Source organism: Cryobacterium sp. TMT1-2-1, from assembly GCF_004403955.1.
GTDB classification, from domain to species: Bacteria; Actinomycetota; Actinomycetes; order Actinomycetales; family Microbacteriaceae; genus Cryobacterium; species Cryobacterium psychrotolerans.
The window spans coordinates 1-24,851 of record NZ_SOHC01000001.1 but is presented as its reverse complement, the minus strand read 5'-3'; the positions used below and the strand labels follow the sequence as shown (position 1 = coordinate 24,851).

25 protein-coding genes are annotated in these 24,851 nt (G+C 70.0%); 12 read left to right on the top strand and 13 right to left on the bottom strand.

Annotation, left to right across the window (positions count from 1 at the left end; all coding sequences use genetic code 11):
- The first annotated feature begins 289 nt into the window (after nucleotides 1-289).
- Nucleotides 290-985: an NAD(P)H-binding protein gene (locus E3T33_RS00125; protein ID WP_092323265.1), complete on the top strand. Its 696-nt coding sequence runs from the start codon at nucleotides 290-292 to the stop codon at nucleotides 983-985.
- A gap of 72 nt (nucleotides 986-1,057) precedes the next feature.
- Nucleotides 1,058-1,471 carry a hypothetical protein gene (locus tag E3T33_RS00120; RefSeq protein WP_092323263.1) on the top strand — a complete coding sequence of 138 codons (414 nt, stop codon included), beginning with the start codon at nucleotides 1,058-1,060 and terminating at the stop codon, nucleotides 1,469-1,471.
- A 52-nt stretch (nucleotides 1,472-1,523) separates the two neighbouring features.
- Here E3T33_RS00120 and E3T33_RS00115 read toward each other — a convergent pair whose 3' ends face one another.
- From E3T33_RS00115 to E3T33_RS00095, 5 genes are read right to left on the bottom strand one after another with little or no spacing between them, the layout of a single operon-like run.
- Nucleotides 1,524-2,447, bottom strand: coding sequence for an LLM class F420-dependent oxidoreductase (locus E3T33_RS00115; protein ID WP_092323262.1), 924 nt, complete (start codon nucleotides 2,445-2,447; stop codon nucleotides 1,524-1,526).
- A gap of 12 nt (nucleotides 2,448-2,459) precedes the next feature.
- A complete protein-coding gene (locus E3T33_RS00110) occupies nucleotides 2,460-3,386 on the bottom strand; it encodes a site-specific DNA-methyltransferase (RefSeq protein WP_092323260.1) in 927 nt (308 codons plus the stop codon).
- Nucleotides 3,387-3,421: 35 nt separating this feature from the next.
- Nucleotides 3,422-3,757, bottom strand: a complete 336-nt coding sequence (locus E3T33_RS00105; RefSeq protein WP_092323259.1) for a hypothetical protein — start codon at nucleotides 3,755-3,757, stop codon at nucleotides 3,422-3,424.
- 46 nt (nucleotides 3,758-3,803) lie between these two features.
- The gene (locus E3T33_RS00100; protein ID WP_092323257.1) at nucleotides 3,804-4,853 is read right to left on the bottom strand and encodes a biotin/lipoate A/B protein ligase family protein; all 1,050 of its coding nucleotides are present in this window, start codon (nucleotides 4,851-4,853) and stop codon (nucleotides 3,804-3,806) included.
- A 9-nt stretch (nucleotides 4,854-4,862) separates the two neighbouring features.
- Nucleotides 4,863-5,732, bottom strand: a complete 870-nt coding sequence (locus E3T33_RS00095) for an alpha/beta fold hydrolase (protein ID WP_134574504.1) — start codon at nucleotides 5,730-5,732, stop codon at nucleotides 4,863-4,865.
- A 65-nt stretch (nucleotides 5,733-5,797) separates the two neighbouring features.
- Between E3T33_RS00095 and E3T33_RS00090 the strand changes: the two genes are divergently transcribed.
- From E3T33_RS00090 to E3T33_RS00070, 5 genes are all read left to right on the top strand, one after another.
- Nucleotides 5,798-6,268 (top strand): MarR family transcriptional regulator, encoded by a 471-nt coding sequence (locus E3T33_RS00090; RefSeq protein WP_241982766.1) that lies wholly within the window; start codon nucleotides 5,798-5,800, stop codon nucleotides 6,266-6,268.
- Between the two features lie 5 nt (nucleotides 6,269-6,273).
- On the top strand, nucleotides 6,274-7,587 hold the full coding sequence (locus E3T33_RS00085; protein ID WP_198417068.1) for an MFS transporter: 1,314 nt from the start codon (nucleotides 6,274-6,276) through the stop codon (nucleotides 7,585-7,587).
- A gap of 144 nt (nucleotides 7,588-7,731) precedes the next feature.
- Nucleotides 7,732-8,661 (top strand): 2-hydroxyacid dehydrogenase, encoded by a 930-nt coding sequence (locus E3T33_RS00080; RefSeq protein ID WP_092323252.1) that lies wholly within the window; start codon nucleotides 7,732-7,734, stop codon nucleotides 8,659-8,661.
- Between the two features lie 150 nt (nucleotides 8,662-8,811).
- On the top strand, nucleotides 8,812-9,516 hold the full coding sequence (locus E3T33_RS00075) for an FCD domain-containing protein (RefSeq protein ID WP_092323250.1): 705 nt from the start codon (nucleotides 8,812-8,814) through the stop codon (nucleotides 9,514-9,516).
- 28 nt (nucleotides 9,517-9,544) lie between these two features.
- Entirely contained in the window at nucleotides 9,545-10,810 is a 1,266-nt protein-coding gene (locus tag E3T33_RS00070) for an alpha-hydroxy acid oxidase (RefSeq protein WP_092323248.1), read from the top strand.
- Here the strand turns inward: E3T33_RS00070 and E3T33_RS00065 are convergent.
- From E3T33_RS00065 to ddaH (E3T33_RS00050), 4 genes are all read right to left on the bottom strand, one after another.
- Complete coding sequence (locus tag E3T33_RS00065) at nucleotides 10,761-11,189, bottom strand: hypothetical protein (protein ID WP_134574503.1); 429 nt, start codon at nucleotides 11,187-11,189, stop codon at nucleotides 10,761-10,763. The two genes, E3T33_RS00070 and E3T33_RS00065, sit on opposite strands and share 50 nt — an antisense overlap.
- A gap of 61 nt (nucleotides 11,190-11,250) precedes the next feature.
- Nucleotides 11,251-12,510 carry an ornithine--oxo-acid transaminase gene (gene rocD / locus E3T33_RS00060; protein ID WP_134475544.1) on the bottom strand — a complete coding sequence of 420 codons (1,260 nt, stop codon included), beginning with the start codon at nucleotides 12,508-12,510 and terminating at the stop codon, nucleotides 11,251-11,253.
- 11 nt (nucleotides 12,511-12,521) lie between these two features.
- Nucleotides 12,522-13,367 carry a dimethylargininase gene (ddaH, locus tag E3T33_RS00055; protein ID WP_092323244.1) on the bottom strand — a complete coding sequence of 282 codons (846 nt, stop codon included), beginning with the start codon at nucleotides 13,365-13,367 and terminating at the stop codon, nucleotides 12,522-12,524.
- 220 nt (nucleotides 13,368-13,587) lie between these two features.
- Nucleotides 13,588-14,451, bottom strand: a complete 864-nt coding sequence (ddaH, locus tag E3T33_RS00050; RefSeq protein ID WP_347233185.1) for a dimethylargininase — start codon at nucleotides 14,449-14,451, stop codon at nucleotides 13,588-13,590.
- 150 nt (nucleotides 14,452-14,601) lie between these two features.
- Between ddaH (E3T33_RS00050) and E3T33_RS00045 the strand changes: the two genes are divergently transcribed.
- Nucleotides 14,602-15,039, top strand: coding sequence for an Lrp/AsnC family transcriptional regulator (locus E3T33_RS00045; RefSeq protein WP_092323241.1), 438 nt, complete (start codon nucleotides 14,602-14,604; stop codon nucleotides 15,037-15,039).
- An 85-nt stretch (nucleotides 15,040-15,124) separates the two neighbouring features.
- The gene (locus E3T33_RS00040) at nucleotides 15,125-15,490 is read left to right on the top strand and encodes a GntR family transcriptional regulator (protein WP_218121503.1); all 366 of its coding nucleotides are present in this window, start codon (nucleotides 15,125-15,127) and stop codon (nucleotides 15,488-15,490) included.
- 31 nt (nucleotides 15,491-15,521) lie between these two features.
- Here E3T33_RS00040 and E3T33_RS00035 read toward each other — a convergent pair whose 3' ends face one another.
- Nucleotides 15,522-19,088: a bifunctional proline dehydrogenase/L-glutamate gamma-semialdehyde dehydrogenase gene (locus tag E3T33_RS00035; RefSeq protein WP_134574505.1), complete on the bottom strand. Its 3,567-nt coding sequence runs from the start codon at nucleotides 19,086-19,088 to the stop codon at nucleotides 15,522-15,524.
- 141 nt (nucleotides 19,089-19,229) lie between these two features.
- On the opposite strand from E3T33_RS00035, the gene E3T33_RS00030 reads away from it, so the two are divergent.
- The 3 genes from E3T33_RS00030 (at nucleotide 19,230) to E3T33_RS00020 (ending at nucleotide 22,410) form a co-directional block, all read left to right on the top strand.
- Nucleotides 19,230-20,168: a LysR substrate-binding domain-containing protein gene (locus E3T33_RS00030; RefSeq protein ID WP_092323240.1), complete on the top strand. Its 939-nt coding sequence runs from the start codon at nucleotides 19,230-19,232 to the stop codon at nucleotides 20,166-20,168.
- A 52-nt stretch (nucleotides 20,169-20,220) separates the two neighbouring features.
- Entirely contained in the window at nucleotides 20,221-21,822 is a 1,602-nt protein-coding gene (locus E3T33_RS00025) for an NAD(P)/FAD-dependent oxidoreductase (RefSeq protein ID WP_134574502.1), read from the top strand.
- 81 nt (nucleotides 21,823-21,903) lie between these two features.
- On the top strand, nucleotides 21,904-22,410 hold the full coding sequence (locus E3T33_RS00020) for an SRPBCC domain-containing protein (protein ID WP_092323237.1): 507 nt from the start codon (nucleotides 21,904-21,906) through the stop codon (nucleotides 22,408-22,410).
- 92 nt (nucleotides 22,411-22,502) lie between these two features.
- On the opposite strand, the gene E3T33_RS00015 is transcribed toward E3T33_RS00020, so the two are convergent.
- From E3T33_RS00015 to E3T33_RS00005, 3 genes are all read right to left on the bottom strand, one after another.
- On the bottom strand, nucleotides 22,503-23,063 hold the full coding sequence (locus E3T33_RS00015) for a thioesterase family protein (protein WP_092323235.1): 561 nt from the start codon (nucleotides 23,061-23,063) through the stop codon (nucleotides 22,503-22,505).
- Nucleotides 23,064-23,233: 170 nt separating this feature from the next.
- Nucleotides 23,234-24,397: a bifunctional 2-methylcitrate synthase/citrate synthase gene (locus E3T33_RS00010; RefSeq protein ID WP_092323234.1), complete on the bottom strand. Its 1,164-nt coding sequence runs from the start codon at nucleotides 24,395-24,397 to the stop codon at nucleotides 23,234-23,236.
- A 9-nt stretch (nucleotides 24,398-24,406) separates the two neighbouring features.
- The coding region (locus tag E3T33_RS00005; RefSeq protein WP_174843259.1) for an isocitrate lyase/phosphoenolpyruvate mutase family protein at nucleotides 24,407-24,851 on the bottom strand (445 nt) is incomplete at its 5' end.

Here is a 24,851-nt window from a genome sequence, read left to right as displayed (position 1 = left end):
CTGCGCCGGGGAGGTGCGGGACGCGGGGGCGGACGCGGAGAGCACGCCGGCGATCAGGGCGCCGGCAGCCAGGACGACCGCCACCGGCACGAGCACGGCGGCGCGGCGGACGCGCCACCGCCCTCCCGGGCTGGAACCGGGCAGACGTTGGTCAGGCACGAGGTCGAGCCTACCCTCGGCCGCGCGGCGGCAACCGGCGCCGCCCGCGTCGGCGAAGGCGGAACGGCCCGCTCCGGTGAGCTGCACCGCCGAGGGGAATGAACGGTGGCCGCACCGGGTTGTCGGTGAGATGCGTATTGTCATTGCTGGTGCACACGGAAAGATCGCCCGACACCTGACCCGGGCGCTGGTTCGGGACGGGCACGAGGTGACCGGGCTGATCCGGAGCGAGGCGCAGGGCGCCGACCTCATGGTCGACGGCGCGGCTCCGGTGGTGCTCGACCTCGAGAGCGCCTCGGTCGCTGATCTGGCCCGGGTCCTGTCCGGCGCGGATGTTGCGGTGTTCGCCGCCGGGGCGGGAGCCGGCAGCGGAGACGCCCGGAAAGAGTCGGTCGACCTCGGCGCATCCGTGCTGCTGGCCGACGCGGCGGAGGCCGCGGGCGTGCCGCGTTTCATCCAGATCTCCTCGACCGGGGTCGAATCGGTGCGGGACAGTGCGGTGCCCGACTCGGTGCCCGCCGATTTCGTTGCGTACCTCCGGGCCAAGCTGGCCGCCGAGGAGGATCTCGCCGCGCGCCCGCTGGCCTGGACCATCGTTCGCCCCGGCGGGCTCATCGACGACCCGGGCACCGGGGCCGTGCGGCTCGACCTCACCGGCCCGGGACACCTCGAGCCCGGCCGGTCCGAGCCGCGAGGGACCGTGCCTCGCGCCGACGTCGCAGCCGTGCTCGCCGAGCTGGTGCGAACCGGCGCCGGCACGCGGCAGGTGCTGCACCTGCTCTCGGGCACGGTTCCCGTCGCCGACGCCGTGGCGGCGCTGGGCTAGCACCGACGACGTCGAATGTCGGACGGTGCCGATAGAACGGTCGCAATGATTCCCAACAAAGGAGGAAGCGACATGAACGTTCTCGTGGCGACATCCCTGTCCCAGGGCACTCGAGACGACGACTACCACTGGTGCGTCGAAGGCGAATTAGTGACGATCCAGGAACCGTGCGCGTGCGACAGCGTCCACCCGGAGTCCGGTTGCGGCTGCTCCCGTGGATTCGCCGGCCTGAGCTCCCAGCGCGCGACGACAACTGCGCGGATCGCTGAGATTCCCGGCTTCACGGTCGGCGACTACGTCGCTGCACTCGCATCCGGGCTCTCCGCACAGGGTTGGGATCCCGCAGACGCCGAGGGGCTCGCGCGGGATCAACTGGCCCTCATCGCGGGATGGCCCACGGATGCGATCCTCGAGCGGTCCTACGACAGGATCAGCATTCGGCGGCGTCCATCGGCACCGGGCTTCGACGGGCCCGGCCACCGGTGATCGGGCCGGGGTCTCGACAAGCTCGACCACCGATGGTCGAGGCCAGTCGGGATCAGTCCAGCTGCGGCACGACCTCGCGGGCGATGAAGTCCAGGTGGTCGAGGTCGGACAGATCCATGATCTGCAAGTAGACGCACTCCACGCCGTCGGCGGCGAGGGCGCCCAGCCGGTCCACGATCTCGGATGCGGTGCCGGCCACGCCGTGCTGGCGCAGCTCGGCCGGCTCGCGGCCGACCGCGGCGGCCCGGCGGGCGAACTCTGCCTCGTCCCGCCCCGCAACGGCGATCAGGGCGGCCGAGTAGACGAGCTCGTGCGGGTCGCGGCCGATGGCCGTGCAGGCCGCGCGGACGCCGGCGAACTTGCCCGGAATGTCCGCGAACTCGGGGAACGGCAGGTTGAACTCGGTGCCGAAGCGGGCGGCCAGGGCCGGGGTGCGTTGAGGCCCGCCGCCGCCGACGATGACCGGAACGCGCGCCTGCACGGGCTTCGGCAGCGCCGGGGAGTCGACGAGCCTGTAGTGCTCGCCGGCGAAGCTGTAGCTCTGTCCGACCGGGGTCGCCCACAGTCCGGTGACGATCTCGAGTTGTTCCTCGAGCATGCCGAAGCGCTTCCGCGGGAACGGGATGCCGTAGGCGAGGTGTTCCCTCTCGAACCAGCCGGTGCCGAGGCCGAGTTCGACCCGGCCGCCCGACATCTGGTCGACCTGGGCCGCCTGGATCGCGAGGATCCCCGGCGGACGGAAGGTCACCGACGAGACGAGGGTGCCGAGGCGGATGCGCCGCGTCTCGCGGGCGAGCCCGGCCAGGGTGGTCCAGGCATCCGTCGGGCCCGGCAGACCGGAGGCGTCGCCCATCGCGAGGTAGTGGTCGGAGCGGAAGAACGCGTCGAAGCCGAGCGACTCCGTGGCCTGGGCGACGGCGAGGATGTCGTCGTAGGTGCCGCCCTGCTGCGGTTCGGTGAAGATGCGAAGTCTCATGGGTTCAGTGTTTCAGGTCTCGACAGGCTCGACCTCCGGGGCGGGCGGGCCGAGGAACTCGACGTCGGGCAGGGGCGCGAACCGCGTGCGCATCACCGCGATCGATTCCGGGTTCTGGTCGACGAGCACGAAGCGGCGTCCGAGGGCGGCGGCGACCGCGCCGGTGGTGCCGCTGCCGGCGAAGAAGTCGAGCACCCAGTCGCCTTCGCGACTGGAGGCCTGGATCATCCGCCGCAGGATGCCGATCGGCTTCTGGGTGGGGTACCCGGTCTTCTCCTTGCCCGTGGGCGACACGATCGTGTGCCACCAGACATCCGTCGGCAGCTTGCCGCGCGCGACCTTCTCGGGCGTGACCAGCCCGGGCGCCATGTACGGCTCGCGGTCGACGGTGCTCGAGTCGAAGTAGTACCGGGCCGGGTTCTTCACGTAGACGAGGATCGTGTCGTGCTTGGTCGGCCAGCGGTTCTTCGACTTCGCCCCATAGTCGTAGGCCCAGATCAGTTCGTTGAGGAAGCAGTCCCGGCCGAAGAGCGCGTCGAGCAGCACCTTGGCGTAGTGCGCCTCCCGGTAGTCGAGGTGCAGGTACAGGGTGCCGTCGTCGGCGAGCAGGCGCCAGGCTTCGATCAGGCGCGGTTCAAGAAAGGCCCAGTAATCCTCGAACTGGTCGTCGTAGCCGAGCAGGTCGCCCTTGATCCGCTCGTACAACTGACCCTTGAAACCGGTGATGGTGCCGGCCGCGCGCGCGCCCTTTCCCGGGCTTGCCGGCGGCGTCGGCAGGCGCACCGACGTCGTTGTGCGGCGATTCTGCACGCGGCCCGTGTTGAACGGGGGGTCGAGGTAGATCAGAGTGAAGGACGCGTCCGGCAGTGCGGGGAGCACCTCGAGGTTGTCGGCGTGGATGACGCGGCTGGGAGACGTCTGTGACCACGCAATAGGCATTCCCTCATTCTGCCAGTCGACATAGCCCGCGGGAGCTAGCTGGGATCCGGCCCCGGTCGCCGGTCGATTCGCGGCTCGTCGTCTCGCAGCTGGTGGTCGTCTCGCAGCTGGATGGTGATGCGGCCGTCGTAGACCTTGTCTGCGGCCGGATCCCCGGCGAGGGGCGCGGGCGCCGGGAGCACGCTCTGGCGGTCCAGCTCGATGGCGGCCTCATGCCGAGCGGGCGCGAAGACCTCGTCGCCGATGCTCACGATGCTTCCGCCGCCGCCAGGGCGATGGTTCTTGTTCGAAAGGTCGATCCAGCCGAGCCGGTTGGCCAGGTATCCGAGCAGCACAAAGCCGGCCAGGCCGATCGGAAACCACCACTCCATTCCGCCAGTCTACCGAGGGGCGCGCAGTCCGCCGGGCGGCATCCGGTCAGGGAACGCGGGTGATCCATTCGTCCGTGCCGAACTTGGTGACGACAAGCTCGGCCGCCTTCGCGTACTCCTCGTCGGTGATGTCGCCGGAACGCGCACCATAGAGCTCGATGAAGGTGTCCTTCATCCGTTCGATGATTTCGTCGCGGCCCAGGCCGGTCTGGCTGCGCAGCGGGTCGACCCGCTTGGCCGCGCTGGTGATGCCCTTGTCGCTCAGCTTCTCGCGGCCGATGCGCAGCACCTGGACCATCTTGTCGCCGTCCATGTCGTAGCTCATGGTGACGTGGTGCAGCACGGCGCCGCTGCCGAGCCGCTTCTGCGCGGCTCCGCCGATCTTGCCCTTCGGGCTCGTGATGTCGTTGAGCGGCTGGTAGTACGCGTCGATGCCGAGTGACTTGAGCGCGGTGAGCACCCAGTCGTCGAGGAAGGCGTACGAGTCGGCGAAGGTCATCCCCTGGACCAGTTCGACCGGCGCGTAGATCGAATACGTGATGACCGATCCGGCCTCCATGAACATGGCGCCGCCGCCGGTGATCCGGCGCACGACGGTGAAGCCGTGCAGGGCGGCGTTGGCGGGGTCGACCTCGTTCTTCAGTGACTGGAAACTGCCGATCACCACGGCCGGCTCGTTCCACTCCCAGATGCGGAGCGTGGGCTTGCGGCGTCCTTCGCCGACCTCGATCGCGAGCACCTCGTCCAGCGCCATCTGCATCATCGGCGCAACCGGCTTGGAGTGGATGAGCTGCCAGTCGTAGTCGCGCCAGCCGCTGGCCTGGGCCAGGGACCGGCGGATCGCGACCGCCACGGACTCCGGCGAGAAGCCGAGCAGGGTCGCGTGCGCGGGCAGCGCCCCCCGCACCGCGGCGGCGATGGTCGCGGCGTCGCTGCCGACCGGCAGGCCGTTCACCGCGGCGTTGATGTCCTCGAGGGCGTCGTCCGGGTCGAGGAAGAAGTCTCCGGCCAGCCGGAAGTTGACGATCTTGTCGTCGACCACGTCGAGATCGACAACCACGAGCTTGCCACCTGGAACCTTGTATTCACCGTGCATGGGGCAAGCCTAATCGCCCGGGCCCCCGACATCCGCGTGCGCGCGGAAGCGCTCATCGAGCCAGGCGACGAGGTCGGCGACGACGTCCGCCCGGTTGGTTTCGTTGAAGACCTCGTGGCGGGCGCCGGGGTACACGACCAGCCTCACGTCGCGCAGGCCGGATCGCCGCGTATATGCCTTGACGAGCATGCGTGCGCTGCGCTCTCCGCCGACGGTGTCGTCGCCGCCCACCTGGATCAGCAGCGGGAGGGCGGGCGGCAGCCCCTGGGCCGGTCGACCGAAGATCCGGGCCGCCTCGCGCAGCCCGAAAAGCCGGGCCAGGGGGGTCGTCGTGGTGAGCGGATCCGCGATGAACGCGTCGGCCACCGCGGGGTCGCGGCTCAGCCACTCGACGCCCGTCGTGCCGAGGTGCTTGTGTTTGCGGTTGAGGTCACCGCTGTCGAGGTAGCCGGGCCAGCGATACGCGGTGCCGCTGAGCACGATGGCGTCGTAGTCGGCCGGGTACTGGTTCATGATCATCTGCACCATGAACGACCCCCAGCTGTGCCCGAGCAGCACGAGGGGCAGCCCCGGCTGCTGGGAGCGGATGATCCCGCTCAGCTGGTGCACGCCGGCGACGGCCGCGCGCATCCCGCCCGGCCCGAGCCGGCCGATCTTCGACAGGTCGCCTCCGTGCTGATCGAGTCCGGTCTGGCCGTGGCCGCGGTGGTCGTCCGCGTAGACCGTGTAGCCGGCGGCGTTGAGCGCCCGCGCGAGTTCCGCGTAGCGGCCGGCGTGCTCCCCCACCCCGTGAGCGAGCTGAACCACGGCCCGCGCGTTCGGGACCGGCCAGGCGTAGTAGGTGATCTCGACGCCGTAATCATCCGTGAAGGTGGGCACGGTGTCATTCTGGCAGCAGACGGCAGCGCAGAGGAATACTTAGCAACGCTAATTGGTTATGCTCAATGCTTATGGAATCCGCGACCCCTGCCCCCGCCTCGACACCGGCCCGGCGCAGCAGCGTTGCAGAACTCAGCCACGACTTCCGGATCGCCAACGGCCGGCTGGCCCGGCGCCTCCGCCAGGAGAAGGCGGAGAACGAGCTCAGCGGTGGCCAGTTCTCTGCCCTCGGCACCCTCTTCGTCGACGGACCGCTGACCCTCGGCGAGTTGAGCGAACTCGAACACGTCACACCGCCCTCGATGAACCGCACCGTCAACTGCCTCGTTGAGGCGGGCCTCGTGCAGCGGGCCGGAGCCGAAGACGACGGCCGCAAGGTCGTGCTCAGCGCATCCGAGCAGGGCCAGGCGCTCATGCGCGAGACCCGGATGCGCCGGGACGCCTGGCTGGCCACGCGCGTCAGTGCCCTCACCCCCGAGCGTCGCCGCGTGCTCGCCGAGGCGACGCTCATCATGAGGGGACTGGCCGACAGTTGAGTGCGATGTTCCGCTCCCTGGGCGGCGTGAATTACCGGATCTGGTTCGCCGGCGCCCTCGTGTCGAACATCGGCACCTGGATGCAGCGCACCGCGCAGGACTGGATCGTGCTCACCGAGCTGACCGATCACAATGCCACCGCGGTCGGCATCGTCATGGCGCTCCAGTTCGGGCCGCAGCTGCTCCTGATGCCCTGGTCGGGCCTGATCGCCGACCGCTTCAACCGGCGCCGGCTGCTCATCCTCACCCAGACCCTGATGGCGATTCTCGCCCTCGGGCTCGGCATCATCACGGTGACCGGGGTGGTGGAGCTCTGGCACGTCTACCTCTTCGCCCTCGCCCTCGGGGTCGTCGCGGCGATCGACGCGCCGGCCCGGCAGACGTTCGTCTCCGAGCTCGTCGCCGATGACAACCTGTCGAACGCCGTCGCGTTGAACTCGGCGTCATTCAACGGGGCCCGGCTGATCGGACCGGCCGCCGCGGGCATCCTCACCGTCGCCGTCGGTGCGGGCTGGGTCTTCCTGATCAACGCGGCCACCTTCGCCGTGACCGTGCTCGCGATGCTGCTGCTGCGCCGGGAGAAACTCCGGGCGCAGCCGAAGGCATCCCGGGAGCGAGGCCAGCTGGTGGCCGGGTTCCGCTATGTCTGGCGCCGGCCGGACATCGTGGTCGTGCTGATCACCGTGTTCCTGGTCGGCACGTTCGGCTTCAACTTCGCGATCTTCACGGCGACGATGGCGACCGTCGAGTTCGGGATGGGCGCCGGGGAATTCGGCCTGCTCAGCTCGATCATGGCCATCGGGTCGGTGGCCGGGGCCCTGCTCTCGGCGCACCGCAGCCGGCCGCGGCTCCGGCTCGTGGTCGTCGGCGCCGCGACATTCGGTATCGCCTGCGGGGTTGCGGCCCTGATGCCCACCTACGCCGCCTTCGCGATCGCCCTGGCGCTCGTAGGGTTCTCCGCCATCACCCTGATGACGACCGCGAACGCCTACGTGCAGACGACGACCACCCCTGCCATGCGCGGCCGCGTCATGGCCCTGTACATGGCGATCTTCGCCGGCGGCACCCCGCTCGGCGCTCCGCTGGTGGGCTGGGTCACCGACCAGTACGGCCCACGCTGGGGGCTCGGGGTCGCCGCCCTGTCCGGGATCCTGGCCGCCGCCGCCGTGCTGTTCTGGATGATCAAGTACCGCCGGCTGCGCGTGCGCTTCCGCCCGCGCGGCACGCCGCGGCTGCTCGTGCGGCACGACGGGTCCGGCCGCGACCGCGAAACCGCGACCCGGGAGATCGCCATCGTCGAGGCAACCACCCCCCGCTGAGCCGCCCTTAACCCCCTAATCCCCTAATCTCCCGCGAGCCCCCCGCAAACATCCCGCGAAACCGCAGTTGTGCGCGCTAAAGCGCGTTCATAACGCGCACAAATGCAGTTTCGCGGGGCTAACGGGCGCCTCTAGGCTCGGAAGATGACTTCTCCGCGATTGCGTGTCAGTGTGCCGGAAACGAAACTGCGGGAGGCCCTCGGCGACCTGCCCGACGGGGTCGAGCTTCTCGACTGGGAGCTGACCGGTCCGGCGCCGGTGCCCGTCATCGACATCGTGGTGACGCCGTATATGGGCAAACCGGCCGGCCTCGCGCACCTCGCCGGCGTGACGACGCGCCTGGTGCAGAGCCAGTCGATCGGCTACGACCAGGTCAAGGCGGCGCTGCCGGCCGGGCACGTGTTCGCCAACGCGGCCACCGTGCACGAGACGTCGACCGCCGAACTCACCCTGGCGCTGATCCTGGCCTCACAGCGCGGCATCCCGGACTTCGTGCGGGCGGCAACCGAGGGCCGTTGGGCCCCTGCCCAGCACGCGAGCCTCGCCGACCGCACCGTGCTGCTGGTGGGCTTCGGCGGCGTGGGCCAGGCGATCGAGGCCCGGCTGCTCCCGTTCGAGACCACTGTCGTGCGCGTGGCCCGCACCGCCCGCTCCGACGACCGCGGCGTGATCCACGGGTTCGAGTCACTGCCCGGACTGCTCCCCCAGGCCGACATCGTCGTCGTCGGCGTGCCGCTCACCGCGTCGACGACGCACCTGGTCGACGACGCCTTCCTCGGCCGGATGCGCGACGGCAGCCTGCTCGTGAACATCGCCCGCGGCCCGGTGGCGGACACCGACGCGCTGCTCGCCCACGCCGGCAGCGGGCGCCTGCGGCTCGCCCTCGACGTGACCGATCCGGAGCCGCTGCCCCAGGGGCATCCGCTCTTCGCCCTGCCCAATGTGCTGATCTCCCCGCACGTCGGTGGAGCCTCGACGGCCATGCTGCCGCGGATGGCCCGCCTGCTGCGCGGCCAGATCAACCGGATGCTGCGCGGCGAGGCCCCCGCCAACGTGGTGCTGCGCACGGACTGATTTTCAGATTGAGTTGCGGAGAAAGTGCCTTCAATCCCCCAACGAAGGTACCTTCTCCGCAACTGAGCCGGACGGTGCGAGCGCGGAGTGAGTCATGTACTGTGGTCAGACCACACCAGTGAGCATCACCCCAGGTCGAGGAGGACCATCGTGCCCGACGACGACCGCCGCGCCTGGGAGACCGTGCTCGCCCACATCGAGACTGACCTGCTCGAAGGCCGCCTCCGTCCGGGCGACCGTCTGCCCGGTGAGCGCGCCCTGGCCGTGGAGCTGGGCGTGGGCCGGTCCAGCGTGCGCGAGGCGATCCGCGTGCTCGAGGTTCTCGGGCTGATCCGCACGGCGACCGGCTCCGGCCCCTCCGCCGGCGCGATCATCGTCGCCCTCCCCGGCGGCGGCATGTCGGCCCTGATGCGGTTGCAGATGGCCGCCCGGGGATTCCCGGTCGCCGACGTCGTGAAGACCCGTCTCGTGCTCGAGGCCTCGGTCGTGACCGAGCTGGCCGGGGCGCCGAATCGGCCCGACCTCGCCGGGTCGGAGGCGCTGCTTCGCGCGATGGAGTCCCGGGAGTTGACCGAGGCCGAGTTCCTGGCCCTCGACGCACAGTTCCACGTCTCGCTGGCCGAGGCGTCCGGCAACCAGGTCGTCACGGCGATGATGGCCGGCCTGCGGAGCGCCATCGAAGGCTACGCGCGCGCCGGAGTTCCCGGCCTCGTCTCGTGGCCCGCAACATCCGCCCGCCTCATGCTCGAGCACCGCGCCATCCTCGCGGCCGTCGCCTCCACCGACGCGGAGGCCGCACGCCTGGCCGTGCAATCCCACATCTCCGGCTACTACGCCGAAACCCACCTCACCTAACCCAGGCCCAACAGGAAGAAGGCACTCGATGGTTCAACGACGCATCCCGAAGATCCAGGATCTCGCCCCGCTGATGCAGTTCAAGACGCCGGAGCTGAACGCGAAGAAGCGCCGCCTCGACGCCGCGCTCACCATCTACGACCTGCGCGACATCGCCAAGAAGCGCACCCCCCGGGCCGCGTTCGACTACACGGATGGCGCCGCCGAGGCGGAACTCTCGCTCGGCCGGGCGCGCCAGGCCTTCGAGGACATCGAGTTCAACCCGTCGATCCTGCGCGACGTGTCGACGGTGAACACCGGCTGGGACGTGCTCGGCGCGCCCGTCGCCCAGCCGTTCGGCATCGCCCCGACCGGCTTCACCCGGATGATGCAGACCGAGGGTGAGACCGCGGGCGCCCACGCGGCGGCCAGGGCCGGCATCCCGTTCTCGTTGTCGACGATGGGGACGACCTCGATCGAAGACGTCAAGGCCGCGAACCCCGACGGGCGCAACTGGTTCCAGCTGTACATGTGGAAGGACCGCGACCGCTCGATGGCCCTCGTCGACCGGGCCGCGAAGGCCGGCTTCGACACCCTCCTCGTGACCGTGGACGTGCCGGTCGCCGGCGCGCGCCTGCGCGACAAGCGCAACGGCTTCTCGATCCCGCCGGCGCTGACCGCGGGCACGGTGCTGAACGCGCTGCCCCGCCCGGAGTGGTGGATCAACTTCCTCACCACCGAACCGCTCGCCTTCGCCAGCCTGGACCGCTGGAGCGGCACCGTCGCCGACCTGCTCGACACCATGTTCGACCCGACCGTGACGTTTGAGGACCTCGCCTGGATCAAGGCGCAATGGCCCGGCAAGATCGTCGTCAAGGGCGTGCAGACCGTGGCCGACGCGAAGCGGCTGGTCGACCTCGGCGTGGACGGCATCATCCTCTCCAACCACGGCGGACGCCAGCTCGACCGCGCCCCGATCCCGTTCCACCTCCTGCCGCAGGTCGTGCGCGAGGTCGGCTCCGAGATGGAGGTGCACCTCGACACCGGGATCATGAGCGGAGCGGATGTCGTCGCATCCGTCGCCCTCGGCGCGCGTTTCACGCTGGTCGGGCGCGCGTACCTGTACGGCCTGATGGCCGGCGGGGAGGCCGGCGTCGACCGGGCGATCGCGATCCTCTCCGAGCAGGTGTCGCGCACGATGCGCCTGCTCGGCGTGAACTCGCTCGAGGAGCTCGAGCCCGGGCACGTGACGCAGCTGACCCGGCTCAGCCGGATCGCGGCCGAGGCGCCCGCCCCGGCATCCGTGGTTCTCTAGACGGCGCCGTTGGCTGCGCCCAGAATCGCCGAATCTGCCGAGTGTCGCCGATACAACGGGTCGACTCGGTAGATTCGGCGACACTCGGCGCCGTTGATTGGCCGCGGGGGGCCACCTCGGCCGCGAAGCGCTGGATGGTCGCGGCGTCATCCGTGGCCAGGATGTACTCGCTCATCCCGTGCTCGAGCGTCATCGACGCGAGATCCTCGGCCCACCGGCCGGGCGGCCCGCGCAGCAGTCCCTCGGCGCTCGGGGTGAACGCCCCGCCCACGTTGAGCAGCCGCCTGATCGACCGGGGATCCCGCCCCGCCTCGGCCGCGCCGTCATCGATCCGCGCATTCAGGGCCGTGCGGTCGAGTTGCCCGGTCGTGCCGGGCAAACTCGACCGCAACGGTCACGGTCGGCGTTGAACGACCGCGCCGAAACGCGGCGAGGTGCGATCAGGCGGCGGGGCTGGCGAGTTCCTCGAGCACGCCGGCCAGCTGCTCGACGAGCCAATCGATGTCTTCGGCCGACACGACGAGGGGCGGCGCCAGACGGATGGTCGAGCCGTGCGTGTCCTTCGCGAGCACGCCGCGGGCCAGGAGCGCCTCGCTCACCGCACGCCCGGACGCGAGCTCCGGGTCGATGTCGATGCCGGCCCAGAGGCCCGCGCCGCGCACCGCGAGGACGCCGTGTCCGATCAGCCTCGTCAGCCCGGCGTGCAGGTGCTCGCCGAGTTCGCGGGCGCGCTGCTGGAATTCGCCGGTCTCCAGCATCGTCACCACGGCGAGGCCGACGGCCGCCGCCAGCGGGTTGCCGCCGAAGGTCGAGCCGTGCTCGCCGGGCTTCAGCACGCCGAGGATGTCGCTGTTTCCGACCACCGCGGACACCGGCACGATGCCGCCGCCGAGGGCCTTGCCGAGCAGGTAGAGGTCAGGCACGACCCCGACCAGGTCGCAGGCGAACGTCGAACCGGTGCGGCCGAGGCCGGACTGGATCTCGTCGGCGATGAACAGCACGTTCTGGCGGCTCGTGATCTCGCGCACGGTGGGCAGGTAGCCGGCCGGCGGCACGACGATGCCGGCCTCGCCCTGGATCGGCTCGATCAGCACGGCGACGGTGTTCGCGTCGATCATGGCCTCGAGCGCCTCCACGTCACCGTAGGGAACCGTGCGGAACCCGGGCGTGAACGGCCCGAAGTCCGCCCTAGCCGACTCGTCATCCGAGAAGCTGATGATCGTGGTCGTGCGGCCGTGGAAGTTGCCGCCGGCGACGATGATGTTCGCCTGCAGGGGCGCGACGCCCTTCACCCGGTAGCCCCAGGCGCGGGCGACCTTGACGGCGGATTCGACCGCCTCGGCGCCCGTGTTCATCGGCAGGACCATGTCCTTGCCCGAGAGCTTCGCCAGGGCGGTGACGAACGGGCCGAGCTGGTCGTTGTGGAACGCGCGGCTGGTGAGCGTGATCCGTCCGAGCTGCGCGCGCGCGGCATCCAGCAGCACCGGGTTGGAGTGGCCGAAGTTCACGGCCGAGTAGGCGGCGAGGCAGTCGAGGTAGCGTCGGCCGTCGATGTCGGTCACCCAGGCACCCTCACCGGATGCCACGACAACGGGCAGCGGGTGGTAGTTGTGGGCGGCGTGCTCGTTCTCGAGCGCGATGGCCTGGGCCTGGCGGGGCGTGGTGGTCAGGCTCGGCGCGGCGTGGGTGGTGTGGGTCATTGTTTCCTCGCTCATCGTCGGAGTTCCAGGGTGCAGCACTTGACGCCGCCGCCGCCGAGCAGCAGCTCGGACAGGTCGACGCCGATCGGGTTGTAGCCGCGGGCGCGCAGCTCGCGTTCGAAATCCTTCGCGCGCGAGGCGATGACCACGTTGTAGCCGTCGGAGTAGGAGTTGAGGCCGAGGATGGCGGCGTCCGCTTCGGTCGCGATGATGGCATCCGGAAAGCGCTCGCGCAGGATCGCCAGGCTGGCCTCGTCGAAGGCGCTCGGCAGGTAGGCGATGTTGGTGTCGTCGAGCACGGCGATCGCGGTGTCGAGGTGGTAGAAGTTCGGGTTGACCAGCGTGAGCGTGATCACCGTGCGGCCGTAGATGCCGGCGATCTCCTCGTGGCTGTTCGACGCGCTGCGGAAGCCCGTGCCGGCCAGCATGACGTCGCCGACGAGCAGGAAGTCGCCCTCGCCCTCGTTGACCTCGGCGGGATCGCGCACGTCGAATCCGTTGGCGCGGAACCAGTCCATGTACGCCGGACCCTCCGGCTGGCGCTGCGGGTAGGTGAACCGGGCGCCGTAGGCGATGTTGTCGATGACGAAACCGCCGTTGGCCGCGTAGACCATGTCGGGCAGGCCGTCGATCGGGTCGATCAGGTGCACGTCGTAGCCGAGGCCGAGGTAGGTGTCGTACAGGGTCTGCCACTGGGCCACCGCGAGGGACGTGTCGGTCGGCAGCGCCGGGTCCATCCACGGGTTGATCCGGTAGACCACGGTGAAGTAGTCGGGCTTGCACATGAGGACGGTGCGCTTGACGGCCGTGCGCACCGGAACGTCCGGCGTCACGAGTTCCTCGAGATTGGTCGACATGGGATCTCCTTGCTCTGCGCTCCGGCCCGATACCCGGGGGTCGGTGCGTGGGGTGGATGGCGGACCAAGTCGCTCACGAGAGCCCGGCGAGATCGGTTCACGATCCCGCGCGGGACGCCGCCTCAAGTCTCACACAGCCGGAATCAATGGTGCACGCTAATTCGCGCACGAAATCAGCGTGCTTCCCGCCCCCTGCGCACGATTCACGGCGCGCAGCAGGTCAGCGGCGCAGTTCCTGGGACACGCACTTCACTCCGCCGCCGCTCTTGAGGAGCTCGGACAGGTCGACCGGAACCGGGGTGTACCCGGCGGCGGCGAGGGCCGCGATGTAGTCGTGCGCGTCCTGGGCGACGACCACGTTGCGCCCGTCGGACACCGAATTGAGCGCGAGGATCGCGGCCTCCTCCTCGGAGACGAGGATCGAGTCGGGGAAGCGGTCGGCGAGCAGCGCCCGGCCGGCCTCGTCGAACGCGCTCGGCAGGTAGGCGATCCGTGCCGGGCCGTCGATCGCCTCGGAATCCAGGACCGTGAGGGCGACGTCGAGGTGGTAGAAGCGCTCGTCGACGAGGCGCAGGCTGAGCACCTCACGGCCGAAGACGCGCGCGAGTTCGGTGTGGCTCTCCGCGCTCGAACGGAAGCCGTGGCCGGCCAGGATCACGCCGCCGGCGAACGCGAAGTCGCCTTCGCCCTCATTGACGGATGCCGGCTCGTGCGTCTCGAAACCGTGCGCGGCGAACCAGGCGCGGAAGGAGTCCGCCTCCGCCCGCCGCTCCGGGTGGGCGAAGCTCGCCACGTAGGCCCGGCCGTCGACGGTGAAGCCTCCGTTGGCGGCGAAGACCATGTCGACGAGCCCGGGGACCGGGCCGAGGAACGCTACCTCGTGGCCGAGGCCGCGGTAGACGCCCACGAGTGCGTCCCACTGACGAAGGGCGCGGGCCGTGTCCGTCGGGGCGTCGGGGTTCATGAACGGGTTGATGGCGTAGCTGACCGTGAAGTATTCCGGGCGGCACATCAGGTAGCTGCGCGGGCTCGCCGTGCGCGTGGGCGCCGCCTCGGGCGTGGGCGCGGGAGCGATCGTGGGCAGAGCGGTGTCCAGCAGCGTTCTCGCCAACGGATCTCCTTTGTCGTGGTGGGTTCAGTTTTCCACGCAGCTATCCGGTGATTCCCGCAATCGAGCGCGGGATTACTGCGTAATCTGCGCGGTCCGCGCAACGATTTCGCCTAGACTCGCGGGATGGACAACCTCGACCGCAGCATCCTCGATCTCCTGCGCCAGAATGCGCGCACCGGCTACGGGGACATCGGTTCCGTCGTCGGGTTGTCCGCCTCCGCGGTGAAGCGCCGGGTGGACCGGCTCGTGGCCGACGGGGTCATCCGCGGCTTCACGATCCAGGTCGATCCCGCCATCGACGGCATGAGCACGGAGGCCTACGTCGAGCTGTTCTGCCGCGGGACCGTGGCACCCGACGAACTGCTGCGGATCCTCTCCGGTGTGCCCGAGGTCGTGGATGCCGGAACCGTCACCGGCAGCGCCGACGCGATGGTGCACATCCGGGCCCGCGACATTTCAGGACTCGAAGCGGCCCTGGAGAAGGTGCGGCTGGCCCCCAACGTCGACCACACCCGCAGCTCGATCGTGCTCTCCCGCCTGATCCACCGCGCCGCCGAGTAGCGAGGCTCGCTGGGGTCGGCCGCGGTTGCGCCCGGCACTCCGAATTGCCACACTGGCCAGACGCAGCCCCCAGGGAGAGCAAGCCGTGCCACTGTCATTCCTCACAATCGACTCGACGTCGGCCACGCCGCCGTTCGAGCAGCTCCGCGTGCAGCTCATTGAGGCCGTACGCTCCGGTGAACTCGCCGCCGGCACCCGGCTGCCGCCGGTTCGCGCCCTGGCCGCGGACCTCGGCCTGGCCACGAACACGGTCGCCCGCGCCTACCGCGCGCTCGAGCGCGACGAGGTCATCGAAACGCGCGGCCGGAACGGATCGTTCGTCGCAGCGACCGGGGACGCCACCCACCGCCAGGCGCAGCTCGCCGCCATCGCCTACGCCGACCGGGTCACCGGGCTCGGCGTCGACCCGGCGGAGGCGCTGGCGCTCGTGGCGGCCGCCCTCGCTCGGTAACCCCGCAGCGCCCCGCAGCGTGGCGCGCCGGCTAGATCACGCCGTCGGAGAGCGTGCTCGGGTTGCCGAAGCGGTGCGCGGTGATTGAAATCGCCTGCTCGCGGAGGAACGGCAGCAGTTCCACGCGGCCGGCCTGGGTGACCTGGTGCGCGTAGACGGCCGCGTCGGGGCTGCCGGCGAGCGCCAGCGCGAGGGCGGATGCCTCGGCGGCGGCGCCCGTTCGCGGGTCTCCGCCGATCAGGCGAACCCGGCTCGTGCTGATGCCGCCGGCGGCCGCGCGTTCCAGCCACTCGGCGTCGCTTTCGACGGTCACCGGCACCTCGCGGGCGTCGAGAACGCCGCGCACGCCGGCCGGCACCGGGACGGCCGTGGACACGACGAACCGCGAGTTCGACAGCACCGCGGCGCTGATCACGCGCAGCAGGTCGGAGAGGGTGCCGCTGTCGGTGAGGCGCACCGTGACGGGCAGCGGCAGGTAGCGGAAGACGTTGCGTTCCAGGACCAGGCCGGAGGCATCCTTCACGGCTCCGAACTCTTCCCGCCAGGCCAGCGCGTCGCTGAGCGCAGACCGGCGCAGCACGTCGAAGTCGGCGTAGTCGAGCACCGACTGCGACGCCTCGATCACGTCGGTCACGCGCTCCTCGAGGCCGCGCAGGTGCAGCGTTGAGCTGTTCTTGCCGGGGTCGGTGACCCAGCCGCCCAGGCCGAACAGGTAGTTCGGTCCGCCGGCCTTGGTGCCGGCGCCCACGGCGGAGCGCTTCCAGCCGCCGAACGGCTGGCGCTGCACGATCGCGCCGGTAATGCCGCGGTTCACGTAGAGGTTTCCGGCCTCGATGGTGTCGAGCCACTCCGCCAGTTCGTCGGCGTCGAGCGAGTGCAGCCCGGACGTGAGCCCGTAGTCCACGGCGTTCTGGAACCGGATGGCCTCCGCCAGGTTCCGGGCGTGCATGACGCCGAGCACCGGGCCGAAGAACTCGGTGAGGTGGAAGTAGGAGCCGGGGGCCACACCGGTGCGGATTCCCGGCGTCCACAGCCGGCCGGAGTCATCCAGCTGCCGGGGCTCGACAAGCCACTTCTCCTCCGCGCCGAGCGTGGTGAGGGCGTGCAGGAGCTTGCCTTCGGCCGGCTCGATGATCGGGCCCATCTGGGTCACCGGGTCGGCGGGCAGTCCGACGCGCAGTGAGGTCGCGGCATCCACCAGCTGGCTGATGAAGCGCTCGGACCGGGCAACCGAGCCGACGAGGATCACCAGGCTGGCGGCGGAGCACTTCTGGCCCGCGTGGCCGAACGCGCTCTTGATCACGTCGGCGGCGGCGAGGTCGAGGTCGGCCGACGGGGTGACGATGATGGCGTTCTTGCCGCTGGTCTCGGCGAGCATCGGCAGGTCGCTGCGGAACGTCCGGAACAGCTGCGCGGTCTCGTACCCGCCGGTCAGGATGACCCGGTCGACCGACGGGTGCGCGATGAGCTGGGTGCCGAGCGTGCGGTCGGCGAGGTCGACGAGCGCGAGGAGCTCGCGCGGGACGCCGGCCTCCCAGAGCGCCTCCACCATGACGGCGCCGCTGCGCTGGGCGAGCCTGGCCGGTTTGATGATGACACCGGATCCCGCGGCGAGCGCGGACAGCACGCCGCCGGCCGAGATGGCCACCGGGAAGTTCCACGGCGGGGTGACGACGGTGAGCTTCGAGGGCACGAAAATGGCGCCCTGGACCCGGTCGAGGTCCTTGGCCCGCTCGGCGTAGTAGTGGGCGAAGTCGATCGCTTCGCTGATCTCGGGGTCACCCTCGGCGATGGTCTTGCCGGTTTCGGCGGCCATCACCTCGATCAGTCGGTCGCGCCTCGCTTCGAGCGCGACGCCGGCGCGGTGCAGCACTTCGGCCCGTTCGGCGCCGGTCTTCTGCCCCCACGCGGCGCCGGCCCTGGCAACGGACTCGATGATGCCGTCGAGGACGCCGGCGTCATCGACCCTCGCGGCCGCGATCGTGTCGACGCCGAGTGTCGAGCCCTCGACGCGGGCCAGGATGCTGCGCCCCCAGGCGCGGTTGGCCGGCAGGGACGGGTCGGTGTCTGCCGCGTTGTGGAAGCCGGACGGCACGCCGGCCGAGCCGCGGGTGAGGCCGAGCACGGCCGCGGTCAGGTGCGCGTCGGTCTCGTCGGCGGCATCCGCGGCGAGCGCCGCCGGGGCTGCGGACTCGAGCGGCGTGGCCTGCGACCGGTCCTGGCTGCGGTTCGGCTCGGGGACGACGGCGTCCTGCGCCCGGAGGGAGGCGAGGAAGCGCTCCTTCTCGCGAGCGAACAGTGCCGGCGTGCTGGTCAGCTCGAACACGGCCGACATGAAGTTCTCCTGGCTCGCGTTCTCTTCGAGGCGGCGGATCAGGTAGCTGATGGCCACGTCGAACTCGGCCGGGTTGACGACCGGCGTGTAGAGCAGCAGGCGGCCGACGTCCTTCTTGACCGCGTCGGCCTGGCTCGTCGCCATGCCGAGCAGCATCTCGAATTCGACCTGGTCCTGCACGCCGCGGCGGGTGGAGAGGATGTGGGCGTAGGCGAGGTCGAACAGGTTGTGGCCGGCGACGCCGATGCGGACGGCATCCGTGTTCTCGGGGGTGAGCGCCCAGTCGAGCACGCGCTTGTAGTTCGTGTCGGTGTCCTGCTTGGTTCCATAGGTGGCAACCGGCCAGTCGTGCACGACCGCGTCGACCTGCTCCATCGCCAGGTTGGCGCCCTTGACGACGCGCACCTTGATCGGCGCTCCGCCGGCCGCGCGGCGGGCCTTCGCCCACTCCGTGAGCCCCTGGAGCGCACCGAGCGCGTCGGGCAGGTAGGCCTGGAGCACGATGCCCGCTTCCAGGGTGCGCACCTGCGGCTGGTCGAGGATGCGTTCGAACACCGCGATGGTGAGGTCGAGGTCGCGGTACTCCTCCATGTCGAGGTTGATGAACTTGGGCGTGGGCGACGCCGCGGCCAGTTCGTAGAGCGGGGTGAGGCGTTCGACGACGCGGGTGACGGCCTCGTCGAAGGACCACATCGACAGCTGGCTGGCGATGGAGGACACCTTGATCGAGACGTAGTCGACGTCGGGGCGCTGGAGCAGCGTGCGGGTCCCCTCGAGGCGACGCAGGGCTTCCTTCTCGCCGAGCACGGACTCGCCGAGCAGGTTGATGTTGAGGCGATTGCCCGACTCGGTGAGGTGTGCGATTGCCGGGCCGAGCTTCGCGGGGGTCGCATCGATGACGAGGTGGCCCACCATCTCGCGCAGCACCTTACGGGCCGCGGGGACGACGACCCAGGGCAGCACGGGGCCGAGCACTCCGCCGACGCCGATCGCGCCGCGCATATACCAGGGCAGGAAGGCCGGTGCCTTTTTCGCGACCTTCTGCAGGCTGTAACCGGCGACCATCTTGTCTTCGGGGCGCATCACTCCGTCGACGAATCCGACGGTGAAGTCCAGCCCGTTGGGGTCTTTCAGTACCCCGGCGAGGCGCTCGGCGGACACGTCCGCGGGGATCGTGGCGCTCTCGGCGAGCCACTTCTGCACGAGCGCGACAACCTCGACGCTGAGGTCCTTCTCGACATTGGGGATGAGGGGGTTGGTCATGGTCACGACGTTAGTCTTTCGTTTCGTTATGCCGCACAGAAGAGGTATCTAGTCTCAGTGTGCGGCCCAATGTCAATAGGCAAAAGCGAATCTTTGTGCACGATATTCATTAGTATTACTGATGAATAGTGAGGCGGTCTGATGCTGGATGTCCGGAGGCTCCGGTTGCTGCGTGAACTGAAGATTCGCGGCACCCTGGCCGGGGTGGCCGAGGCCCTCGCTTACAGCCCGTCAGCGGTGTCGCAGCAGCTCGCGCTGCTCGAGAAGGAGGCCGGCGCCAAGCTCCTGCAAAGGGTCGGCCGGCGGGTGCAGCTCACGCCGCAGGCCGAGATCCTGGTCGAGCACACGACGCATCTGCTCGAGCGCCTCGAGCGGGCCGAGGCGGAGATGACCGCGTCGCTGACGACGGTATCGGGCACCGTGCGGGTGGCCGTGTTCCAGTCGGCCGCGCACGCCGTGATCCCGCGTGCGCTCACGCTCCTCTCGGCCCAGTTCCCCGAGCTGCGCGTGGAGATCACCGAACGAGAGCCGGAGCTGGGACTGTTCGAGGTATCCGCCCGCGACTTCGACCTCGTCATGGCCGAGCAGTACCCCGGCCACACCAGGGCGCACTGGCCGGACCTCGACCGGGTGGACCTGGCCTCGGATGCGCTGCGGCTGGCCGTTCCCCGCCGCCGCACCGGGCGGGTGTCGGCGCCGACGCTCGAAGAAGCGGCCTCGCTGCCGTGGGTGATGGAACCCGCAGGCACGGCTTCCCGCCAATGGGCGACGCAGTTGTGCCGCTCGGCCGGATTCGAGCCCGACGTGCGGTTCGAGACCGCCGACCTGGTCGCGCACATCCGCCTGATCGAATCCGGCAACGCCGTAGGCATCCTGCCCGACCTCGTCTGGGCCGGCGACAAACCGTCGGTGCGCCTGCGCGAGCTCCCCGGACGTCCCCACCGCACGGTCTTCACCGCCGCCCGGCGCTCGAGCGCCGGCCGGCCCGGCGTGCTCGCGGTGCGCGACGCGCTGGCCCGCGCCGTCGCCTGGCCTTCCTCCCGCGAAACCGCAGTTGTGCGCGATATAACGACGTTTTAGCCCGCACAACTGCGGTTTCGCGGGGATGGGGGACACGGCTTAGGCTCGTGCCATGACCGAACCCACACACGATGTCGTGATTGTCGGAGGCGGGCACAACGGCCTGACCGCCGCCGCCTACCTCGCCCTGGCCGGCAAGTCCGTGCTTCTGCTCGAGCAGGGCGATCAGGTGGGCGGCGCGGCCATCTCGGCCGAGGCCTTTGCGGGCATCGACGCCCGCCTCTCGCGCTACTCCTACCTGGTCAGCCTGCTGCCCGAGCGGATCATCAGCGAGCTCGGCCTCTCGATCGGGCTCGCCCGGCGCCGGTACTCGTCGTACACGCCGGACCCGTCCGACACGACCGGCGGCCTGCTCGTGGACCGCGGCGACGACGCCGCCACCCGCGCCTCCTTCACCCGGGTCGGCGCGGCCGGCGACTTCGAGCCCTGGAACGCCTTCTACCAGGCCACCGAGCACGTCGCCCGGGCCCTCTTCCCCACCGTGTGCGAGCCGCTGCCGACACGCTCGGAGGCGCGGCGCCTGGTCGGCGACGACGCGCTCTGGGACGCGCTCATCGAGCAGCCCCTCGGCCGGGTGATCACCGACCGATTCGGCAACGACCTCGTGCGCGGGGTCGTCGCCACCGACGGGCTGATCGGCACTTTCACGGCGCTGGATGACGCCTCCCTCGACGCCAACCGCTGCTTCCTGTACCACGTGATCGGCAACGAAACCGGCGATTGGGACGTGCCGATCGGCGGCATGGGAGCCGTGTCCGGCGAACTCGAGAAAGCCGCCCGCGCGGCCGGGGCCCGGATCGAAACCGGGGCGCGGGCGACCTCGGTCACGCCGGACGGTGAGGTGCGCTACGAGCAGGACGGCCGGGACCTCGTCGTCGCCGGCCGGTACGTGCTGGCGAATGTCGCGCCCTGGGTGCTGCAGGGGCTGCTCGCGGATGCGACCGGCGCGGCTTCCGGCACCGCTTCCGGCACCGCTTCCGGCCGGCCCGTCGCCAAGCCCGAGGGCGCCCAGGTCAAGGTGAACCTGCTGCTCACGCGGCTGCCGAAGCTCCGCGACGAGTCCGTCTCGCCCGAGGCCGCGTTCGGCGGAACGTTCCACATCAACGAGACCTACGACCAGCTCGAAACGGCGTACCTGCAGGCGGCAGGCGGTGACATCCCCGGCGTGCTGCCGTGCGAGATCTACTGCCACTCGCTCACCGACCCGAGCATCCTGGCGCCCGAGCTCGTCGCCGCCGGAGTGCAGACGCTCACCGTGTTCGGCCTGCACGCCCCCAGCCGCTGGCTGACCGAGGAGAACAACGACGCCCTGCGCGAGCGGCTCCAGGCCGCCGTGCTGGCCTCGCTCAACTCGGTGCTCGCCGAGCCGATCGAGGCGCTGCTGCTCACGGATGCCGCGGGCAACCCCTGCGTGGAGACCAAGACCGCGCTCGACCTCGAGCACGCCCTGAACATGCCCGGCGGCAACATCTTCCACGGCCCGCTCGACTGGCCCTTCCTCGAGGACGACGCCCGTCGGGACACCCCGGCCGAGCGCTGGGGCGTGGCGACGGAACATCCGCGCATCCTGGTCTGCGGGGCCGGCGCGCGTCGCGGCGGCGGCGTCAGCGGGATCGGCGGGCACAACGCGGCGATGGCGGTGCTGGAGGACTGAGGCCGGCCGGGGCTCTGGCATCCGGAGGGCGGAAGGCATAGCCTCATAGCAGGTACTCGATCACTCACCGCGGAGGTCGCCATGTCAGCAAAACCCACCGGTCGCCTCGCCCATCGCCAGGACGGGCTCTACCTGATGCTCGACCGGCTGTTCTCCGCGCCGGCCGTCGACGTCTGGGCGAGCCTCACCCGGACCGACGAGCTCGAGACCTGGATCGGCACGTACACCGGCTCGCCACGCACGGGCGCCGTCAAGTTCCGGATGAACGCCGAGGACGACGCCGAGTGGGAGTACGTGAGCATCCTCGAGTGCACTCCCCCGTACCGCTTCGCGGGCGACTTCGGCGAGGGCGAGAACGAATGGCGCGCCCTGGTGCACCTGAGCGAAGCCGACGGGATGACGACCCTGACCTTCGGCCAGCGCCTGAACAGCGCCGCCGAGGCGGCCACGGTCGGCCCCGGCTGGGACTACTACCTCGACCGCCTGGTGGCGGCCCGCACCGGCAAGCCGCTGCCCGAGCGCGAGCACTACATACCGGCCCACGCGCGTTACTACAAGGAGCTCGTGGTTCCGAGCAAGTCGGCCTGACTTCCTCGCGCACCGCGGTTGAGTTGCGGAGAAAGTACCTTCACTGCGCCCGCGAAGGTACTTTGTCCGCAACTGAGCGATCGGGGAACGCGCTAGGGCCAGACGCTGGGCGCGGCCGCGCGGGTGGGCGGCATCGCGACGTCCGCGCTCCAGTCCAGCAGCCACTGCGGGACCGCGTCCGCGGGAGGGGCGCCGACCGCGGCGACCAGCTCGTCGATCCCCACGACGCCGCCGGTGCGCTTGAGGAACCGGCCGCGGATGTAGCCCTGGGCATAGATTTCGGGGTTCCCGTCGGCATCCGGGCGCACGAAGCGCTGCTCGACGTAGACGGCCTTCGCGTCGTAGCCGAGGATGCGCGATTCGACCGTGAACTTCTGGCCGACGGTCAGTGACTTCCGGAAGCTGATCGTCTCCGACACCACGACCGGATACCAGCCGCGGGCGACGAAGATCGCCCAGATGCCGGTGCGGTGCAGCATGTCGAAGCGCGCGATGTCCATGATCGACAGGTACACGCCGTTGTTCATGTGCCGCAGGATGTCCTGGTCGGTCGGCAGTGTGATGAACCGCGTGCGGGCGACCTCGTAGTGGCCGAGGCGAGGGCCGAAGCGTGAGCGGACGGAGTGCAGGAGGGTGCGGAGCAGCATATGCATCCTCGCAGGCTAGCGGGACGCGCCGGATGCTCCCGCCTCGGTTGTGCGAGCCCCACAAGCGTCACGCCCGGCTCGAGCCTCCGCGTGCACGACGCCAACAGTCGACGGCCCGACAGCCGACGGCCCCGCGGCCGCCGACGGCCCCGCGGCCGCCGACGCCGGCGTGTTGGTCAGGCGGGAACCTCGCGCTGCTCGACGCCGTTGTAGACCGACAGCGGACGGATGAGCGCGTTCGCGGCGCGCTGCTCCATGATGTGCGCGGTCCAGCCCACGATGCGGCTGGCGACGAAGAGCGGCGTGAAGGTCTCGGTGTCGAAGCCCATCACGTGGTACGCCGGGCCGGTCGGGTAGTCGAGGTTGGGCTTGATGTCCTTGCGTGCGGCCATGGCTTCCTCGAGCGCCGTGTACAGCTCGAGCAGGTCCTGCCGGTCGTAGTGCTCCAGCATCGCCTCCATGGCGTGGCGCATGGTGGGAACGCGGGAGTCGCCGTTCTTGTAGACCCGGTGCCCGAAGCCCATGATCTTGCTCTTGCTCGCGAGCGCGTTCTCGAGCCAGGCGTCGACCTTGTCGGCCGTGCCGATGTCGCCGAAGGTGTGCATGACTGCTTCGTTCGCGCCGCCGTGCAGCGCGCCCTTGAGGGCGCCGACCGCTCCGGTGACCGCGGAATACAGGTCGGCCAGGGTGGAGGTGATGACCCGCGCGGTGAAGGTCGAGGCGTTGAAGGAGTGCTCGGCGTAGAGGATCATCGACACGTCGAAGGCCTCGACGACGACGAGCTCCTGCACCTCGCCATGGGTCATGAACAGGAAGTTCGCCGAGTAGCCGAGGTCGTCCCGGGGTTCGACGAGGTCGAGTCCATGGCGGCGGCGCTGGTCATAGGCGACGATGGCGGGCAGCTGAGCGAAGAGGCGGATCGCCTTGGCGAGATCGGCCTCCGGCGAGGAATCGTTCGCCTCGGGGTCCCTCGCGCCGATGACGCTGATGGCCGTGCGCACGACATCCATCGGGTGAGCGGTCATGGGCAGTTCGTCGATCACGCGGTGCACGGCCGGGTCGAGGTGGCGCAGCGACCGTTCGAGGTCCTCGAACGTCGCCAGCTGCGACTCGGTCGGCAGCTCGCCGTGCCAGAGCAGGTAGGCGACCTCTTCGAAGCTGCGGCGATCGGCCAGTTCCTGCACCGGATAGCCGCGGTAGAGCAGCGAGTTCGTGTCGGAGTTGACCTGCGAGATCGCCGTATAGTCGACCGGCACCCCGGCCAGCCCCTTGTAGATGACGGGTGTCGGTGGCTCGGCGCCGACAAGCGTCGGGGCCACGGCCTGCTGTGTTTCGGTCATGTTGCTCCCCTAGCGCTTGATCTGGAAGTTGAAGACATTGGTGTCGAACTGGTTGTAGGACTCGTAGTCGAGGAGTTCGTAGAGATCGGCCCGGTGCTGCATTTCAGCCAGCACCGGTTCCAGGGTGCCGTGGCCGATAAGCGTATCGAGCCCGCGGGCGGCGGAACCCATTGCCAGGCGCAGCAGCGAGACCGGCCAGATCACCATGTTAATACCGATGCCCGCCAGCTGGTCCACCGTGAACAGCTCGCTCTTGCCGAACTCGGTCATGTTCGCCAGCAGCGGCACGTCGACGGCCGCGCGGATCGCCTCGAACTCGGCCAGCGTCGCCATCGCCTCGGGGAAGATCGCGTCCGCGCCGGCGTCGACGAGCTTCTTCGCCCGGTCGACGGCCGCGTCGAGGCCGCCATCACCCGGCACCGTGGCACGGATGTCGGTGCGCGCCATGATCAGG